Source organism: Streptomyces sp. NPDC036822 (assembly GCF_055609145.1).
On the sequence record NZ_JBVJPY010000010.1, the window covers coordinates 14,475 to 31,748 of the forward strand.

Below are 17,274 nucleotides of genomic sequence, written 5' to 3' on the forward strand. Positions count from 1 at the left end.
GCGGTTCGTACGAGGGTGCGCGGTTCAGTGGTTGCGCGGGAAGCCCAGGTCCACGCCCGCCGGGGCCTCGGACGGGTCCGGCCAGCGGGTGGTGACGACCTTGCCGCGGGTGTAGAAGTGCACGCCGTCGTTGCCGTAGATGTGGTGGTCACCGAAGAGCGAGTCCTTCCAGCCACCGAAGGAGTGGTAGCCCACCGGCACCGGGATCGGCACGTTCACGCCGACCATGCCCGCCTGGATCTCCATCTGGAAGCGGCGGGCGGCGCCGCCGTCACGGGTGAAGATCGCCGTGCCGTTGCCGAACGGCGAGGCGTTGATGAGCGCGACACCGTCCTCGTACGTCTCGGTGCGCAGCACGCACAGCACCGGGCCGAAGATCTCGTCCTGGTACGCCTTCGCCGTCGTGGGCACCTTGTCCAGGAGCGAGAGGCCGATCCAGTGGCCGTCCTCGTACCCCTCGACCGTGTGGCCCGTGCCGTCCAGGACGACCTCGCAGCCCTCGGCCGCCGCGCCGTGGACGTAGGAGGCGACCTTGTCGCGGTGGACGGCCGTGATGAGCGGGCCCATCTCGGAGGTCGGGTCGCCGCCGGGGCCGATCTTGATCTTCTCGGCGCGCTCGCGGATCTTCTCGACCAGTTCGTCCGCGATGGCGCCGACCGCGACGACCGCGGAGATCGCCATGCAGCGCTCGCCGGCGGAGCCGTAGGCCGCCGAGACAGCCGCGTCCGCCGCCGCGTCGAGGTCCGCGTCCGGCAGCACCAGCATGTGGTTCTTCGCGCCGCCGAGCGCCTGGACGCGCTTGCCGTTGGCCGAGGCGGTGGTGTGGATGTGGCGGGCGATCGGCGTCGAGCCGACGAAGGAGACCGCCGACACGTCGGGGTGCTCCAGGAGCCGGTCCACCGCGACCTTGTCGCCGTGCACGACGTTGAAGACACCCTCCGGCAGCCCCGCCTCGGCGAGCAGCTCGGCGATCTTCAGGGACGGGGAGGGGTCCTTCTCGCTCGGCTTGAGGATGAAGGTGTTGCCGCACGCGATGGCGATCGGGAACATCCACATCGGCACCATGGCCGGGAAGTTGAACGGGGTGATGCCGGCGACCACGCCGACCGGCTGCCGGATCGAGGCCACGTCCACCCGGTTCGACACCTGGGTGGACAGCTCGCCCTTCAGCTGGGTGGTGATGCCGCAGGCCAGGTCGACGATCTCCAGGCCGCGGGCGACCTCGCCGAGCGCGTCGGAGTGCACCTTGCCGTGCTCGGCGACGATCAGCTCGGCGATCGCGTCACGGTTGGCGTCGAGCAGCGCCCGGAACCGGAACAGGATCGTGGTGCGCTGCGCCAGGGAGGCGGTGCCCCAGCTCTCGAACGCGGTCTTCGCGGCGGCGACGGCCGCGTCGACCTCCTCGACGGAGGCCAGGGCCACCTGTGTGGTCACGGCACCGGTGGCCGGGTCGGTGACCGGGCCCCAGTTGCCCGACGTGCCCTCGACGGTCTTGCCACCGATCCAGTGGTTGACGGTCTTCGTCATGACGGAATGCTCCTTCTGGCTGTTACAGGTGGCGGCGGCGGGCGGTGACGTGCCGGTCGTACTCCTCCCGTGCCCGGACCGCCGACGAGCGGGTCGCGGTCTCGGCCACGGGGACATCCCACCACGCCTGGGCGGGAGGCGGGCCCGACACTGTGTCGGGCGTTTCGGTCTCCGTGTAGACACATGTGGGAACGGTCGACGCCCGGGCGTCGGCGAGGGCTTCTCGCAGGTCACGTACGGTGCGGGCGCGCAGCACCCGCATGCCGAGGGAGGCCGCGTTGGCGGCGAGGTCGACGGGGAGCGGCGCGCCGGTGAAGCTTCCGTCGGGGGCCCGGTGGCGGTAGGCGGTGCCGTATCCCTCGCCGCCGACCGCTGTGGAGAGCCCGCCGATGGAGGCGTAGCCGTGGTTCTGCAGGATGACCACCGTGATGGGCAGCCCTTCCTGCACCGCGGTGACGATTTCGGTGGGGTTCATCAGATACGTCCCGTCGCCGACGAGGGCCCAGACGGGCCGCCTCGGCGCGGCGAGCGCGACGCCGATCGCGGCGGGGATCTCGTAGCCCATGCAGGAATAGCCGTATTCGACGTGGTACTGGTCCGAGGAACGGGCCCGCCACAGCTTGTGCAGATCGCCGGGGAGCGAGCCGGCCGCATTGATCAGGATGTCGTCCTCGGTGACCAGAGTGTCGAGGACGCCGAGGACCTGGGCCTGGGTGGGGCGGGCGTCCTCGTCCGGCACGGCGTAGGCGGCGTCGACGCGCCGCTCCCAGGCGGCCTTGGCGGCGGCCCACGAGGTGTCGGCGCCGGGACGCGCGCCGGGACCGGGAACGTCGGGGGCGTGGCGGCCGAGTGCCCCGGTGAGGGCGGTGAGACCCTCGCGGGCGTCGGCGACGAGCGGCAGCGCGCCGAGTTTGTGGGCGTCGAACCCGGCGATGTTGAGGTTCACGAACCGCACGCCCGGCCGGGCGAAGAGAGTGGAGGAGGCGGTGGTGAAGTCGGTATAGCGGGTGCCGACGCCGATGACGAGGTCGCCGGCCGCGGCGAGCTCGTCGGCGGTGGCGGTGCCCGTGTGGCCGATGCCGCCGACGTCGCAGGGGTGGTCGTACGCCAGGACGCCCTTGCCCGCCTGGGTCGTGGCGACGGGGATCCTGGTCTGTTCGGCGAAGGCGCGCAGCGCGTCCTCGGCGCCGCTGTGCTTCACCCCGCCGCCGGCCACGACGAGCGGGCGGGAGGCGCCCCGGATCGCCCGCGCCGCCGCGTCGAGCTCGTCCTCGTCGGGGCGTGGGCGGCGCACCCTCCAGATCCGTTCGGTGAAGAACTCCTCCGGCCAGTCGTACGCCTCCGCCTGCACGTCCTGCGGGAGCGCGAGCGTCACGGCGCCGGTCTCGACGGGGTCGGAGAGGACCCGCGCGGCGGCGAGCGCGGCCGGGATCAGCGCTTCCGGGCGGGTGATCCGGTCGAAGTACTTCGAGACCGGCCGCAGACAGTCGTTCACGGACACGTCCCCGGCGTAGGGGACTTCGAGCTGCTGGAGGACGGGGTCGGCGGGGCGGGTGGCGAAGACGTCACCGGGCAGCAGCAGGACCGGCAGGTGGTTGACGGTGGCGAGGGCGGCGCCGGTGACGAGGTTGGTGGCGCCGGGGCCGATGGAGGTGGTGACCGCGTGGGCGGAGAGCCGGTTGGACTGACGGGCGTAGCCGACGGCCGCGTGCACCATCGCCTGTTCGTTGCGCCCCTGGTGGTACGGCATGACATCGGCGTACTCCAGCAGGGCCTGGCCGACACCGGCGACGTTGCCGTGGCCGAAGATGCCCCACGTCGCGGAGACCAACCGGCGCCGCACACCGTCGCGTTCGGTGTACTGGGCGGCGAGGAAGCGCACCAGCGCCTGGGCGACGGTCAGAGCACGCACGTGTATCCCTCCGTGTGGTCGGGGTGGAAGCTGATCTTCCATTCCCGCTCGGCGCCCGGCCCCGCCATGACGTTGAGGTAGTACATGTCGTGCCCGGGCTGGGCGATCGACGGGCCGTGCCAGCCGTCCGGTACGAGGACGGCGTCACCGCCGGCGACCTCGGCGAGGAGGTCGGCGCCGCCGGGGCGGGAGGGGGAGATCCGCTGGTAGCCGAGGCCGCCGTGCCGGATCTCGTAGTAGTAGATCTCCTCCAGCTCGGACTCCGTGCCGGGGCGGTGCTCGTCGTGCTTGTGCGGCGGGTAGGAGGACCAGTTGCCGCCCGGGGTGATCACTTCGACGGCGATCAGCCGGTCGCAGGGGAAGGCCCCGGCCGCGGCGAAGTTCCGCACCTGCCGGGCCTGGGAGCCGCTGCCGCGCGCCTCGACGGGAACCTCCGGCGCGGGGCCGTAGCGAGCGGGGAGTCGTCGCTCGCACTTCGCTCCTGCCAAAGCGAAGCGGCCTCCCGCGCCGGAGGCGATCTGGGCCCGGGTGTCGCGGGGCACGTAGACGAAGTCGGAGACTCCGTCGAACACGCTCTCGCGGCCGTGCACCGAGAAGGTCTCGTCGTCGAGCCGCACCGTACAGCCGCCGGTGAGCGGAAGCACGATCCATTCACTGTCCCCAGTGTCCAGGAGATGGGTCTGTCCGGGGCGGAGTTCGAGAACGCGCAGCGAGGAATACCGCCAGTCGGCCCGTGCGGGGTCGACGTCGACGGCGTAGGGGCCGCGAGAGGCGGTCCCGGCGGGCAGATGCAGGGAGTTCATGGTCCTGTGCCTACCCCTTCCACCGGCGGACTCGCCGCCGCGCCGACGGCTTCCGCCGGGCGGGGCGGGCGGGTCGCCGGGGACAGGGGGCGGGACGGGGCGGGTTGGGCGGGTGCGCCGGCGTGGGGGGCGGCCCCCGCGGGTACGGCCGTCATGGAGTGCGCTCCGGGATCGAGCCGGTGCCGGCGGTGAGGGCGCGGGCGATCTCGTCGTCGTACGGCATGGCGGACGAGCAGGCGAGCCGGCCGGCGACGATCGCCCCGGCGGCGTTGGCGTAGCGGATCACGCGGTCCAGGTCCCATCCGGCCAGCAGGCCGTGGGCGAGCGCCCCGCCGAACGCGTCGCCGGCGCCGAGGCCGTTGACGACGTCGACCGGCAGCGGCTCGGCCTCGGTGCTCTCACCGTCGGCGGTCATCGCGAGGACGCCCTTGGGGCCCTGTTTGACGACCGCGACCCGGACTCCGGCGTCCAGCAGGGCGCGGGCGGCGGCATGGGGCTCGCGCTCCCCGGTGGCGACCTCGCACTCGTCGAGGTTGCCGACGGCGACCGTCGCCGTGCTCAGGGCGGCGCGGTAGAGGGCGGGCGCCTCGTCGGGGTCCTTCCAGAGCGCCGGGCGCCAGTCCAGGTCGAGGACGGTCACGTCCCGGCGGCCCCGCTCCCGCAGCGCGCCAAGGGTCGACGCCCGGCTCGGCTCGGCACTCAGGCCCGTCCCCGTCACCCAGAACGCGCGGGCGGAGCGGATCGCCGTGAGGTCCAGTTCGGACGGGTGGATCTCCAGGTCCGGCGCCTTGGGCTGCCGGTAGAAGTGGAGGGGGAAGTCGTCGGGCGGGAAGATCTCGCAGAAGGTGACCGGCGTCGGATACGCCTCGACGGAGGTCACCCACCGGTCGTCGACGCCGAACCCCCGCAGCGCGAGGTGCAGATACTCGCCGAAGGGGTCGGCACCCGTCCGGGTGATGAGCGCCGTGCGCCTCCCGAGCCGCGCCGCCGCGACCGCCACGTTCGAGGGCGAGCCGCCGAGGAACTTGCCGAACCGCTCCACACGGGCGAGCGGTACCCCGATCTGCAGCGGATACAGGTCCACGCCGATGCGCCCCATCGTGATCAGGTCGTACGGCTCCGTCCGCATGCGTCACCTCTCGCCTCGGCCCCGCACCCAGGTCTAGCCGCCTGCCCGGAGCCATGTCAACGCTATGTCCTGACATTCGGACGACCGTCTTGACGCGTCTTCGCGAACCCGGCCAAGGTGACGTTCATGACGAAGCCGTCGCCACTGTCCCGTATCCGTATCGGCTCCGCCCCGGACTCCTGGGGCGTCTGGTTCCCCGACGATCCCCGGCAGGTGCCCTGGCAGCGCTTCCTCGACGAGGTCGCCGGGGCCGGCTACGAGTGGATCGAGCTGGGGCCCTACGGCTACCTGCCCACCGATCCGGCGATCCTGGCCGACGAGACCGGCCGCCGGGGCCTGAAGGTCTCCGCCGGGACCGTCTTCACCGGGCTGCACCACGGTCCGGCGGTCTGGGAGAGGACCTGGGCGCACGTCGCCGACAACGCGGCTCTCGCCCAGGCCGTGGGAGCGGAGCACCTGGTCGTCATCCCCTCCTTCTGGCGGGACGACAAGACCGGCGAGGTCCTGGAGGACCGCACCCTGACCGCCGAGCAGTGGCGGCAGCTGACCGGCCTGACCGAACGCCTCGGCCACGAGGTCCGGGAGCGCTACGGCCTGCGGATCGTCGTCCATCCGCACGCGGACACCCATGTCGACAGCGAGGAGAACGTGGCGCGTTTCCTCGACGCCACCGACCCCGACCTGGTCTCGCTCTGTCTGGACACCGGCCACTACGCCTACTGCGGCGGCGACAGCGTCAAGCTGATCGAGACCTACGGCGAGCGGATCGGCTACCTCCACCTCAAGCAGGTCGACCCGGAGATCCTGGCGGGGGTCGTCGCGGACGGGGTCCCCTTCGGGCCGGCCGTGGCCCGGGGCGTGATGTGCGAGCCGCCCTCCGGAGTGCCCGCCCTGGAACCGGTCCTGACGGCGGCCCAGGCCCTCGACGTGGACCTCTTCGCCATCGTGGAGCAGGACATGTACCCGTGCGAACCGGACAGGCCCTACCCGATCGCGGTCCGCACCCGGCGCTTCCTGCGCTCCTGCGGGGCCTGAGGGCGTTCACGGAGCCGAGCGGAAAGCCCGTCGCCACGCCGATCGGATCGTGCGCCACTTACGTCACAGCCGTCCCCCTGTCGTCACACATATCTCCATTACGCGGGCTTTCCGTCACAGCCGCACGACAGCCGCTCTCCTCCCGTCCGAGGGGGTCGTTCAAGGGGCACAGGCTCAGTGATCGCCAGCGCCGGCCCCGCAGCTCCCCCGAACGGCACCCCCGCCGCCGCTGCGAGGCGCGCAGGGAGGTGCCACACATGACGGACAGAAGGCTCTGGTCCTACAAGGACATCGCCGCGCACATCAAGGTGCAGCCGGACACGGTCCGTTCCTACCGGAAGCACGGTCTGCTGCCGCCACCCGACCATGTGGAGTCGGGAAGGCCCTACTGGTACGCGGACACCATCCGCGCCTGGGTCGCCAACCGCCCCGGCAACCGGAGCCGCCGGGACTGACCCCCGCGGCACCTGCCCCGACCGAACGAGACGGCCCCGCCCCCCGATCCGATGCGGGGCCGTCCGCGTGTCCGGAGAAAGTCCCGGCCGGACGGGACTTTCGAAACAGGCCTACCGTCCCGCGGGTTCCATGGCCCGCTCGGGCTCGGCACGGGGAGCCGGTGCCGGTGTGCCGCCCTCGCTGATACCGAACCGGTCGTGGAAGCGGCGCAGCGGTCCCGGGGCCCACCAGGTGAGGCGTCCGGTCAGTTTCATGACCGCCGGGACCAGCAGGCTGCGCACGACCATCGCGTCCATGAGGACGGCGAGGGCGACACCGAGGCCCAGCATCTTGGTGTTGGTGACCCGGGAGGTGCCGATGGCGACCATCACGACGGCCAGGATGACGGCGGCCGCCGTGATCAGTCCGCCGGTGTGCCGCAGGCCGAACCGCACGGAGTGCTCGTGGTCGCCGGTCGCGTCGTACTCCTCCTTGATCCGGGAGAGGAGGAAGACGCCGTAGTCCATGGAGAGTCCGAAGGCGACGCAGAACATCAGCACCGGCAGGGTCGTCTCTATGTCGCCGGTGGCGGTGAATCCGAGCAGCCCGGACAGGTGCCCCTCCTGGAAGACCCAGACCACCGCTCCGAACATCGCCGTCAGGCTGAGGGCGTTGAGGACGACGGCCTGGAGGGGTATGAGCACGCTTCCGGTGAGCAGGAAGACCAGGAGCAGCGTGACCACCACGATGATCGCGAGGGCCCACGGGAGGCGGTCGGCTATGGCGTCCTTGGAGTCGACCAGGACCGCCGCCGCACCGGTCACGGAGGTGTCGAACGGCGCTTCGCGCTCCCGCAGTTCGCCGACCACCCGCTGGGCGTTCTCGCCGACGTTCTCTCCTTCGGGCAGCACGGTGAAGGCGGCGTAGGACTTCTCCCCGGTCCCGGAGGTCACCGGGCCCTCCACCCGTGCGACGCCGTCGAGTGCCCCGATCCGCTCGCGGTACTCGGCGTACTGCGCGGGGGTGGCCCGGCCCTCGGCGAGCACCGTGAGACCGCCGCCAGGGCTCCCGGGGAAACCGTCCCGCAGCCAGTCCTGGACGACGCGGGACTCGGCGGTGGCCGGCAGCTGGCGGTCGTCGGCCGTGCCGAAGCGGACGCCCAGGAAGGGGAGTCCGAGGAGGAGGAGCCCGACGGTGGTGACCACGGCGAAGACCGGGGCGCGCCGCATTACCAGCGCGGCGGTCCTGCCCCACCCCGCCCCGGGGCCGCGCCGGGCGCCGGCCTGCCCGCCCGGGTCCCCGTCCGTCGGCGCCGCGGCGCCGGCCCGCTCGGGCGCGCCGCGCCGGAACAGGCGCCGAAGGTCCAGGGCGTTGACCCGCTCGCCGAGCAGCATCAGGGCGGCGGGAAGCAGGATCAGCGCCGCCGCGGCGGCGAGCAGCACCACCGCGATCCCGGCGTAGGCGAAGGAGCGCAGGAAGTACTGCGGGAAGACGAGCATGGCGGCGAGCGAGACGGCGACGGTCAGCGCGGAGAAGAGCACGGTCCGCCCGGCGGTGCGCAGTGTGGTGCCCACGGCGGTGCGCGGGTCGGCCCCGGTGGCCAGTTCCTCGCGGAATCGGCGGACCACGAACAAGGCGTAGTCGATGGCGAGCCCGAGGCCGAGCGCCGTGGTGAGGTTCTGGGCGAAGACGGACACGTCGGTGAGTTCGGTGATCCCTCGCAGCACGGCGTTGGTGCCCAGGATGGCGACGATGCCGATCCCCAGCGGCAGCAGGGCGGCGACCGCGCTGCCGAAGACCATGACCAGCAGGACGAGCGTCACGGGCAGCGCGATCAACTCGGCGCGCAGCAGGTCCTCCTGGATGGTGGACTGCATCTCGTGGCGCACGGCCAGGGGCCCGCCCACGGACACCTCGACCGGGCCGCGCTCGCCCCGGTACTCGGGGGCGATCCGCTGGAGGATCTCGCCGGCCGCCTTCTCGTCGCCGTCGATGCGGGCGACGATCACCGCCTGGCGGCCGTCCTCGGAGCGCAGGGCCGGGGAGCCGGTCCTCCAATAGGAACCGACGCCGCTCACGCCCGGCTCGGCGTCGAGCCGTTCGTCCATCCTCCGGGCCTCCGCGGCGACGGCGGGGGCGTCGACCCCTGCCGCGCCCGCGTCGAGGAGCAGCAGCACATTCGCCTGGGACGCGGGGAACTCCCGCTCCAGGACCTCCGTGGCATACGTGGACTCGGCGTCCGGGTCCTCCCAGCCGCCGCTGCCCATCCGGTCGGCGACGCCGCTGCCCGCGAAGACCGCGAGGGCGGTGATCACCAGGGCGGCCAGGAGGGATAGGCGTGGCCGGGCCGTGACGAACCGCGTCCACCCCCCGCCTCGGACGGGTGCTGCTTTCTTGACTTCGGCCATGACGCGGTGTCCCCTTCACCGTGACCCATGCGCTCGCTTCCCGGCAGGCCGCATGGGTCGCCCTTTGCCATAGACTGGCAAACACGAGTCATCGCTCGCGTTTCCCAAGAATGCGAGCGACCACTCGTATTTGTCAAACAGGTCCACGAAAGCTGGGGACAGCCATGTCCGAGAGCCCGCAGAGAAGCGGCACGTCCGAGGAGTCCGGCGAACCCAGGCCGCGCCGCCGCCAGGCACGCGGCGAGCGCCGCATCGCGCAGCTCCTCCAGGCCGCCGCGAACGTCTTCTGCGCGAACGGCTACACGGCGACCAGCACCAACGCGATCGCCCGCGAGGCGAGCGTCTCGCCCGGCACGCTCTACCAGTACTTCCCCAACAAGGAGGCGATCGCCGTCGAGCTCGGCGACCGCCTGCTGCACCAGATGCGCGAGGCGCACGGCCAGGCGTTCACCCCGGAGAACTTCGAGCTGCCCCTGCCCGAGCTGCTCGACGCGGTCGTCGACCCGCTGATCGAGTTCAACTGCCAGAACCCGGTCTTCCTCGCCCTGATGCACGGTTCGGAGATCCCCGGCCGCATCGCCGAGGAGCACGACGCCCTGCACGCCTCGCTGCTCGCCCGGATCGGGGACCTGCTCGGCTACTACCTCCCGGACCTGCCGGCCGCGGAGGCCGCCCGGATCGCCGACATGACCTTCGCCATCTTCAAGGGCGGCCTCGCCCTGGTCCTCGCCGCCCCCGAGGGCCCCGAGCGGGACGCCGTGATCGACGAGTTGAAGCGGGTCCTGCTGCGCTATCTCGACCCGGTCATCGGCGACGCGAACCTGCCGTGCCTGCCCGCCCCCGCGCCGACCTCCTGACCAGCCCCCGCGGCACTTTGCCCGGCAGCGGAGCGCGAGGCGGAATCGATACCCCCTAGGGGTAGGTATAAGGTAGACGCGTGTACGGCCCAGTACCGCCACGCTCGCAGAGGAGAACGCCATGACCGCCGAGACGAAGACCGAACTCCCCCAGGTCACCAGCGGCTGCTGCTCGTCGACCGGCTCGTGTCACGACGGCGCCGCCGAGACGCCCACGGGCGCCGTCACCACCGTCTACGACGTCAAGGGCATGACCTGCGGCCACTGCGAAGGCGCGGTCTCCAGCGAGATCTCCGAGATCGCCGGTGTATCTTCCGTCACGGCCGTCGCCGCGACCGGCAAGGTCACCGTGGTCTCCGAGGCCCCGCTCGACGAGGCCGCCGTCCGCGCCGCCGTCGACGAGGCGGGCTACGAACTGCTCGGCCAGGCCTGACCGCCGGCCCCACCCCCGCGAAGGGGCACGCGAAGACCCCACCACCGGCCTCCGAGGGCCCCGGCGCCACCGGCCTCCCGTACGGATCCTCCGACGGCTTCCCGACGCCTTCCGTACGACGCCCCACCACCGCCGGCCCGCGACCGCACCGCCGCCGGCCCGCGACCGCACCACCGCCGGCCCGCGACCGCACCGGCCGCCCCCGCATGTCCGAGCAGGGCCGTACTGTGAGAACGGTACGGCCCTGCTCCCCTTGGAAACGCGCATGCCTCCCAGCACCGCCAGTCCGTCCACCGCCGCCCTCCGCAGCACCGAGCTGACCATCGGCGGGATGACCTGCGCCTCCTGCGCGGCCCGCGTGGAGAAGAAGCTCAACCGCATGGACGGGGTCACCGCGACCGTCAACTACACGACGGAGAAGGCACGGATCGAGCACGCGGCCGAGGTGGCCGTCGCCGATCTGATCGCGACGGTCGTGAAGACCGGCTACAGCGCCGAGGAACCCCCGCCGCCCCGGCCCGAGCCGCCATCGCTGCCGACGGCGGACCCGGAGACCGGGCCGTCCCCCCGTGCAAGCGCGACGGACCCCGACCTCTCCGCGTCACGCACGCGTCTGACCGTCTCGGCGGTCCTCGCCGCCCCGGTGATCCTGCTCGCCATGATCCCGGCCCTCCAGTTCGACAACTGGCAGTGGCTGTCGCTCACCGTCGCCGCCCCCGTCGTCGTCTGGGGCGGTCTCCCCTTCCACCGGGCCGCCTGGACCAACCTCCGCCACGGCGCCGCCACCATGGACACCCTCGTCTCGGTCGGCACGCTCGCCGCCTTCGGCTGGTCGCTCTGGGCGCTCTTCCTCGGCACCGCGGGCATGCCCGGCATGCGCCACGGCTTCGACCTCGTCGCCGGCCGCACCGACGGGGCCGCCACCATCTATCTGGAGGTCGCGGCCGGAGTCGTCACGTTCATCCTGCTCGGCCGCCATCTGGAGGCCCGCGCCAAACGGAAGGCCGGCTCCGCGCTCCGCGCGCTGATGGAGCTGGGAGCCAAGGACGTCAGCCTCCTGCGGGACGGCGCGGAGGTACGCGTCCCGGTGGCCGCGCTGCGGGTGGGCGACCGATTCGTCGTACGGCCCGGCGAGAAGATCGCCACCGACGGCACCGTCACCGACGGCGTCTCCGCCGTCGACGCCTCCCTGCTCACCGGTGAGTCCCTGCCGGTCGACGTGACGGCCGGGGACGCCGTGACGGGCGGCTGCGTCAACACCTCGGGCCGGCTGGTCGTCGAGGCCACGCGGGTCGGCGCGGACACCCAGCTGGCCCGGATGGCGAAGCTGGTGGAGGACGCGCAGAACGGCAAGGCTCAGGTCCAGCGTCTGGCCGACCGGATCTCCGCCGTCTTCGTGCCCGTGGTGCTGCTCATCGCGGTCGGCACCCTGGCCGGCTGGCTGGGGGCGACCGGTGACACCACGGCGGCCTTCACGGCGGCGGTCGCCGTCCTGATCATCGCCTGCCCCTGCGCCCTGGGCCTCGCCACCCCGACCGCCCTGATGGTCGGCACCGGCCGCGGGGCGCAGCTCGGCATCCTCATCAAGGGCCCGGAGGTCCTGGAGTCCACCCGCCGCGTCGACACCGTCGTCCTGGACAAGACCGGCACGGTCACCACCGGCCGGATGACGCTGAGCAAGGTGTACGCGTACGAGGGGGAGGACGAGACCGAGCTGCTGCGCCTCGCGGGCGCCGTCGAGCACGCCTCCGAGCATCCGGTCGCCCGGGCCGTCGCGGCAGGCGCCGCCGGCCGGCCGGCGCTGACGACGGCCGGGCTGCCGGTGCCGGAGGCGTTCGAGAACGTCCCCGGTCTCGGCGTGCGCGGCTCGGTCGACGGCCACCGGGTCCTCGTGGGCCGCGCCGCCCTCCTGGAGGCGGAGGGGATCGCGGTGCCCGGACCCACGGCTCCCGGGGTGGTGCACGTCGCCTGGGACGGCCGGGCCCGCGGGATCCTGACGGTCGCCGACGAGGTCAAGGCGACCAGCGCCGAGGCGGTGGCCCGGCTGCGCGCCCTGGGCCTCTCACCGGTCCTGCTGACCGGTGACAGCCTCGCGGTGGCCGAGACGGTGGCGGCGGAGGTCGGGATTCCGGCGGACCGGGTCCACGCCGAGGTGCTGCCGCAGGACAAGGTCGACGTGATCCGCCGCCTGCAGAGCGAGGGCCGGACGGTCGCCATGGTCGGCGACGGGGTGAACGACGCCGCCGCGCTCGCCGTGGCCGATCTGGGCCTCGCCCTGGGCACGGGCACGGACGCGGCCATCGAGGCCGCCGATCTGACGCTGGTCCGTGGCGACCTGCGGGTCGCGGCGGACGCCATCCGCCTCGCGCGGCGGACCCTGGCCACGATCAGGGGCAACCTGGTCTGGGCCTTCGGCTACAACGTGGCGGCTCTGCCCCTGGCGGCCGCGGGGCTGCTCAACCCCATGATCGCCGGCCTCGCGATGGCGTTTTCCTCCGTTTTCGTCGTCACCAACAGCCTCCGACTCCGAAGGTTCACGTGAATTCACCTACACGTGACCGCACAGGACCTTCACAAAGAGACCTAGATCACAGATATTTAGGGGTAACCATTCGGGCCGTTCGCGAGTCTAAGTGGGCGATGCCGAGAACGTCTTGGGGGACGTTCATGGGATGTCTTGGGGGACGTCCCAGGCAAGCGTTGGCCGGGGCACGTGCACCGGGGAGCTTTGAGCGGCCCTCCCGTACGTACCCCGGCAGACCGCGCAGACCCGCGTAGCTTCTGTCGAACCGGCAGACGCCCGGCCCGGATCCCGTGGGGGGAATCCGCACCGGGGATATGGAAAGCGCCCCGCGCACCGACCCGTGGGGGGATCGGTGGCGGGGCGCTTTTCCTTCGGCGGCCCGAAGGCCGGGCCGGGGGCCGGAAGCCATGGCCCCCGGCCCTCTCGGCGGTGTCCCTGAGGTCAGCGGCCCTCGACGGGGACGAAGTCGCGCAGGACCTCGCCGGTGTAGATCTGACGCGGGCGGCCGATGCGGGATCCCGGCTCCTTGATCATCTCGTGCCACTGGGCGATCCAGCCCGGAAGGCGGCCGAGCGCGAAGAGCACGGTGAACATCTCGGTCGGGAAGCCCATCGCGCGGTAGATCAGACCCGTGTAGAAGTCCACGTTGGGGTAGAGGTTGCGCGAGACGAAGTAGTCGTCGGAGAGCGCGTGCTCCTCCAGCTTGAGCGCGATGTCCAGCAGCTCGTCGGACTTGCCGAGGGCCGAGAGGACGTCGTGCGCCGCCGCCTTGATGATCTTGGCGCGCGGGTCGAAGGACTTGTACACCCGGTGGCCGAAGCCCATCAGGCGGACGCCGTCCTCCTTGTTCTTCACCTTGTTGATGAAGGAGTCGACATCGCCACCGTTGGCCTGGATGCCCTCGAGCATCTCCAGGACCGACTGGTTGGCGCCACCGTGCAGGGGGCCCCACAGGGCCGAGATGCCGGCGGAGATCGAGGCGAACATGTTCGCCTGCGAGGAGCCGACCAGCCGCACGGTGGAGGTCGAGCAGTTCTGCTCGTGGTCCGCGTGCAGGATCAGCAGCTTGTCGAGCGCGGAGACCACGACCGGGTCCAGCTCGTACTCCTGGGCCGGGACCGAGAAGGTCATGCGCAGGAAGTTCTCGACGTACCCGAGGTCGTTGCGCGGGTAGACGAAGGGGTGGCCGATCGACTTCTTGTACGCGTACGCCGCGATCGTCGGCAGCTTGGCGAGCAGCCGGATCGTGGAGAGGTGGCGCTGCTTCTCGTCGAACGGGTTGTGGCTGTCCTGGTAGAACGTGGACAGCGCCGAGACCACCGAGGACAGCATCGCCATCGGGTGCGCGTCACGCGGGAAGCCGTCGAAGAAGCGCTTGACGTCCTCGTGCAGCAGCGTGTGCTGGGTGACCTCGTTCTTGAAGGTCGCGAGCTCGTCGACCTTGGGAAGCTCACCGTTGATCAGCAGGTACGCCACCTCGAGGAAGGTGGAGCGCTCGGCCAGCTGCTCGATGGGGTAGCCGCGGTACCGCAGGATCCCCTGCTCACCGTCGAGGTAGGTGATCGCGGATTTATAGGCGGCGGTGTTGCCGTATCCGCTGTCCAGGGTCACCAGACCGGTCTGGGCTCGAAGCTTCCCGATGTCGAAGCCCTTGTCGCCGACGGTGCTCTCGACCACCGGGTAGGTGTATTCACCGTCCGCGTACCGCAGTACTACAGAGTTGTCGCTCACGTCATCCCTCACCGACGTAGTGCCTCTTCTTCGAGGTGCCCTGACTGTCTCTACCATCCCCCATTTGGCTCAGGAGAGTGCACTCGGGGTCGACCATTGGGCCGTTCGGCGGCACTCAGTGCCGCCCAACCTGCTCATCTTGCCCCCTTCGCCCCGCTTGGGGAAGTCGGGGGTGGTCTTTCACACGACCGGAGGCCCGGCGCTGGGCCCGTCGGCGTCACGCACGCGGGGCGGGCGACCCGGCGAGCCGATGGGCGAGCCCGGTGAAGCGCCTGCCTGCGGAAACGGTACGCACCGCCTGGCCGATCGCCTTGCGCGAGCCCACCAGGACCACCAGTTTCCTGGCCCTCGTGACGGCCGTGTAGAGCAGATTCCGCTGGAGCATCATCCAGGCGCTGGTGGTGACAGGGATCACCACCGCCGGATACTCGCTGCCCTGCGAACGGTGGATCGTGACGGCGTACGCGTGGACCAGCTCGTCCAGCTCGTCGAAGTCGTACGGCACCTCCTCGTCCTCGTCCGTGCGCACCGTCAGGCGCTGCTCCACGGTGTCGAGCGAGGTCACGACGCCGACCGTGCCGTTGAAGACGCCGTTGGCGCCCTTCTCGTAGTTGTTGCGGATCTGGGTGACCTTGTCCCCGACCCGGAAGACGCGGCCGCCGAAGCGCTTCTCGGGCAGGTCCGGGCGGGCCGGGGTGACGGCCTGCTGCAGCAGGCCGTTGAGCGTGCCGGCCCCGGCAGGACCGCGGTGCATGGGGGCGAGAACCTGCACGTCACGGCGGGGATCGAGACCGAACTTCGCGGGAATGCGGCGCGCCGCCACCTCGACGGCCACGCGCGCCGCGTCCTCCGTCTCGTCCTCGACGAAGAGGAAGAAGTCCGGCAGGCCGTTCGTCACGGGCGGAAGCCCGGCGTTGATCCGGTGGGCGTTGGTCACCACTCCCGACTGCTGGGCCTGCCGGAAGATCCGGGTCAGCCGGACCGCCGGCACCGGGCTGTGCGGAGCCAGCAGATCACCCAGGACCTCCCCCGCGCCGACCGACGGCAGCTGGTCCACGTCCCCCACCAGCAGCAGGTGCGCACCGGGTGCCACGGCCTTCACGAGCTTGTTGGCCAGCAGCAGATCGAGCATGGACGCCTCGTCCACCACGACCAGATCGGCGTCCAGGGGGCGGTCGCGGTCGAACGCCGCGTCGCCGCCCGGCTTGAGCTCCAGGAGCCGGTGGACGGTCGAGGCCTCGGCGCCGGTCAGTTCGGCCAGCCGCTTCGCGGCCCGGCCGGTGGGCGCCGCAAGGACCACCTTGGCCCGCTTCGCGCGGGCCAGCTCCACGATCGACCGGACGGTGAACGACTTCCCGCACCCCGGCCCGCCGGTCAGCACCGCCACCTTGCGGGTCAGCGCGAGCCGCACGGCCTCCTCCTGCTCGGGCGCCAGGGACGCCCCCGTGCGGTCGGCCAGCCACGCCAGGGCCTTGTCCCACGCCACGTCCCGGAAGGCCGGCATCCGGTCCTCGTCCGTACGCAGGAGGCGGGCGATCTGGGCGGACAACGAGATCTCGGCGCGATGGAACGGCACCAGATACACGGCGGTGACCGGCTGCCCGTCGGGGCCCGGCACCGGCTCCCGCACGACCCCCTCGGGGTCCGCCGCGAGCGCGGCGAGGCACTCGATGACCAGACCGGTGTCGACCTGGAGCAGCTTCACCGCGTCGGAGATCAACTGCTCCTCGGGCAGGAAGCAGTGCCCCTGGTCCGTGGACTGCGACAGCGCGTACTGCAGACCCGCCTTGACCCGGTCCGGGCTGTCGTGCGGGATGCCGACGGCCTGGGCGATCCTGTCGGCGGTCAGGAAGCCGATGCCCCAGACGTCGGCGGCGAGCCGGTAGGGCTGGTTGCGCACGACGGAGATCGAGGCGTCCCCGTACTTCTTGTAGATCCGCACGGCGATGGAGGTGGAGACGCCGACGCCCTGGAGGAAGACCATCACCTCCTTGATCGCCTTCTGCTCCTCCCAGGCCGCCCCGATCAGCCGCGTCCGCTTGGGACCGAGGCCGGGCACCTCGATGAGCCTCTTCGGCTCCCGCTCGATGACGTCGAGGGTGTCGGTGCCGAAGTGCTCGACGATCCGCTCGGCGATCCTCGGACCGATGCCCTTGATGAGACCGGAGCCGAGGTAGCGGCGTATGCCCTGGATGGTGGCGGGCAGGACGGTCGTGTAGTTCTCGACCGTGAACTGCTTGCCGTACTGCGGGTGCGAGCCCCAACGCCCCTCCATCCGCAGCGACTCGCCCGGCTGGGCCCCGAGCAGCGCGCCGACGACCGTGAGCAGATCCCCGCCACCGCGACCGGTGTCGACGCGGGCGACGGTGTACCCGCTCTCCTCGTTGGCGTACGTGATCCGCTCCAGCACACCGGTCACTTCACAAACACCCTGGCGGCTGCCTTGCTGCGACTCAACTCCCCTACCGGGCATGCCCCAC

At 71.6% G+C, this 17,274-nt stretch carries 12 protein-coding genes; 5 read left to right on the plus strand and 7 right to left on the minus strand.

The genetic code is table 11. From position 1 onward, the window contains the following. Positions 1 to 24: 24 nt before the first annotated feature. The 4 genes from mmsA to iolC form a co-directional block, all read right to left on the minus strand. Positions 25 to 1,527, minus strand: coding sequence for a CoA-acylating methylmalonate-semialdehyde dehydrogenase (gene mmsA / locus ACZ68P_RS22445; protein ID WP_471008844.1), 1,503 nt, complete (start codon positions 1,525 to 1,527; stop codon positions 25 to 27). A gap of 22 nt (positions 1,528 to 1,549) precedes the next feature. Then, entirely contained in the window at positions 1,550 to 3,481 is a 1,932-nt protein-coding gene (iolD, locus tag ACZ68P_RS22450; RefSeq protein WP_471008846.1) for a 3D-(3,5/4)-trihydroxycyclohexane-1,2-dione acylhydrolase (decyclizing), read from the minus strand. After that, positions 3,427 to 4,242 (minus strand): 5-deoxy-glucuronate isomerase, encoded by an 816-nt coding sequence (gene iolB, locus ACZ68P_RS22455; protein WP_471008848.1) that lies wholly within the window; start codon positions 4,240 to 4,242, stop codon positions 3,427 to 3,429. Before iolB ends, iolD begins: the two co-directional genes overlap by 55 nt. A gap of 151 nt (positions 4,243 to 4,393) precedes the next feature. Next, positions 4,394 to 5,371 carry a 5-dehydro-2-deoxygluconokinase gene (iolC, locus tag ACZ68P_RS22460; RefSeq protein ID WP_471008850.1) on the minus strand — a complete coding sequence of 326 codons (978 nt, stop codon included), beginning with the start codon at positions 5,369 to 5,371 and terminating at the stop codon, positions 4,394 to 4,396. 126 nt (positions 5,372 to 5,497) lie between these two features. On the opposite strand from iolC, the gene ACZ68P_RS22465 reads away from it, so the two are divergent. Both ACZ68P_RS22465 and ACZ68P_RS22470 read left to right on the plus strand, forming a co-directional pair. Then, entirely contained in the window at positions 5,498 to 6,406 is a 909-nt protein-coding gene (locus ACZ68P_RS22465; RefSeq protein WP_471008851.1) for a sugar phosphate isomerase/epimerase family protein, read from the plus strand. A gap of 257 nt (positions 6,407 to 6,663) precedes the next feature. Further along, complete coding sequence (locus ACZ68P_RS22470) at positions 6,664 to 6,861, plus strand: helix-turn-helix transcriptional regulator (RefSeq protein ID WP_471008853.1); 198 nt, start codon at positions 6,664 to 6,666, stop codon at positions 6,859 to 6,861. Between the two features lie 111 nt (positions 6,862 to 6,972). Here the strand turns inward: ACZ68P_RS22470 and ACZ68P_RS22475 are convergent, their stop codons facing one another. Further along, on the minus strand, positions 6,973 to 9,249 hold the full coding sequence (locus tag ACZ68P_RS22475; RefSeq protein ID WP_471008854.1) for an MMPL family transporter: 2,277 nt from the start codon (positions 9,247 to 9,249) through the stop codon (positions 6,973 to 6,975). Positions 9,250 to 9,413: 164 nt separating this feature from the next. Here ACZ68P_RS22475 and ACZ68P_RS22480 point away from each other — a divergent pair, with 164 nt between their 5' ends. The 3 genes from ACZ68P_RS22480 (at position 9,414) to ACZ68P_RS22490 (ending at position 13,081) form a co-directional block, all read left to right on the plus strand. Further along, positions 9,414 to 10,106 carry a TetR/AcrR family transcriptional regulator gene (locus ACZ68P_RS22480; RefSeq protein WP_471008856.1) on the plus strand — a complete coding sequence of 231 codons (693 nt, stop codon included), beginning with the start codon at positions 9,414 to 9,416 and terminating at the stop codon, positions 10,104 to 10,106. Positions 10,107 to 10,227: 121 nt separating this feature from the next. After that, entirely contained in the window at positions 10,228 to 10,539 is a 312-nt protein-coding gene (locus ACZ68P_RS22485; protein WP_471008857.1) for a heavy-metal-associated domain-containing protein, read from the plus strand. A gap of 265 nt (positions 10,540 to 10,804) precedes the next feature. Continuing rightward, positions 10,805 to 13,081, plus strand: coding sequence for a heavy metal translocating P-type ATPase (locus ACZ68P_RS22490; RefSeq protein WP_471008859.1), 2,277 nt, complete (start codon positions 10,805 to 10,807; stop codon positions 13,079 to 13,081). Positions 13,082 to 13,504: 423 nt separating this feature from the next. Here the strand turns inward: ACZ68P_RS22490 and ACZ68P_RS22495 are convergent, their stop codons facing one another. Beyond that, positions 13,505 to 14,794, minus strand: a complete 1,290-nt coding sequence (locus ACZ68P_RS22495) for a citrate synthase (protein WP_471008861.1) — start codon at positions 14,792 to 14,794, stop codon at positions 13,505 to 13,507. Between the two features lie 217 nt (positions 14,795 to 15,011). Beyond that, entirely contained in the window at positions 15,012 to 17,267 is a 2,256-nt protein-coding gene (gene recD2, locus ACZ68P_RS22500; protein WP_471008863.1) for an SF1B family DNA helicase RecD2, read from the minus strand. Between the last annotated feature and the right edge of the window lie 7 nt (positions 17,268 to 17,274).

Bases quoted from the DNA above. Each gene is read 5' to 3' on its own strand.
- iolB (WP_471008848.1), bottom strand. From the start codon at position 4,242: ATGAACTCCCTGCATCTGCCCGCCGGGACCGCCTCTCGCGGCCCCTAC.
- ACZ68P_RS22465 (WP_471008851.1), top strand. From the start codon at position 5,498: ATGACGAAGCCGTCGCCACTGTCCCGTATCCGTATCGGCTCCGCCCCG.
- recD2 (WP_471008863.1), bottom strand. From the start codon at position 17,267: ATGCCCGGTAGGGGAGTTGAGTCGCAGCAAGGCAGCCGCCAGGGTGTT.
- iolC (WP_471008850.1), bottom strand. From the start codon at position 5,371: ATGCGGACGGAGCCGTACGACCTGATCACGATGGGGCGCATCGGCGTG.
- iolD (WP_471008846.1), bottom strand. From the start codon at position 3,481: ATGGAAGATCAGCTTCCACCCCGACCACACGGAGGGATACACGTGCGT.
- mmsA (WP_471008844.1), bottom strand. From the start codon at position 1,527: ATGACGAAGACCGTCAACCACTGGATCGGTGGCAAGACCGTCGAGGGC.
- ACZ68P_RS22475 (WP_471008854.1), bottom strand. From the start codon at position 9,249: ATGGCCGAAGTCAAGAAAGCAGCACCCGTCCGAGGCGGGGGGTGGACG.
- ACZ68P_RS22470 (WP_471008853.1), top strand. From the start codon at position 6,664: ATGACGGACAGAAGGCTCTGGTCCTACAAGGACATCGCCGCGCACATC.
- ACZ68P_RS22480 (WP_471008856.1), top strand. From the start codon at position 9,414: ATGTCCGAGAGCCCGCAGAGAAGCGGCACGTCCGAGGAGTCCGGCGAA.
- ACZ68P_RS22485 (WP_471008857.1), top strand. From the start codon at position 10,228: ATGACCGCCGAGACGAAGACCGAACTCCCCCAGGTCACCAGCGGCTGC.
- ACZ68P_RS22490 (WP_471008859.1), top strand. From the start codon at position 10,805: ATGCCTCCCAGCACCGCCAGTCCGTCCACCGCCGCCCTCCGCAGCACC.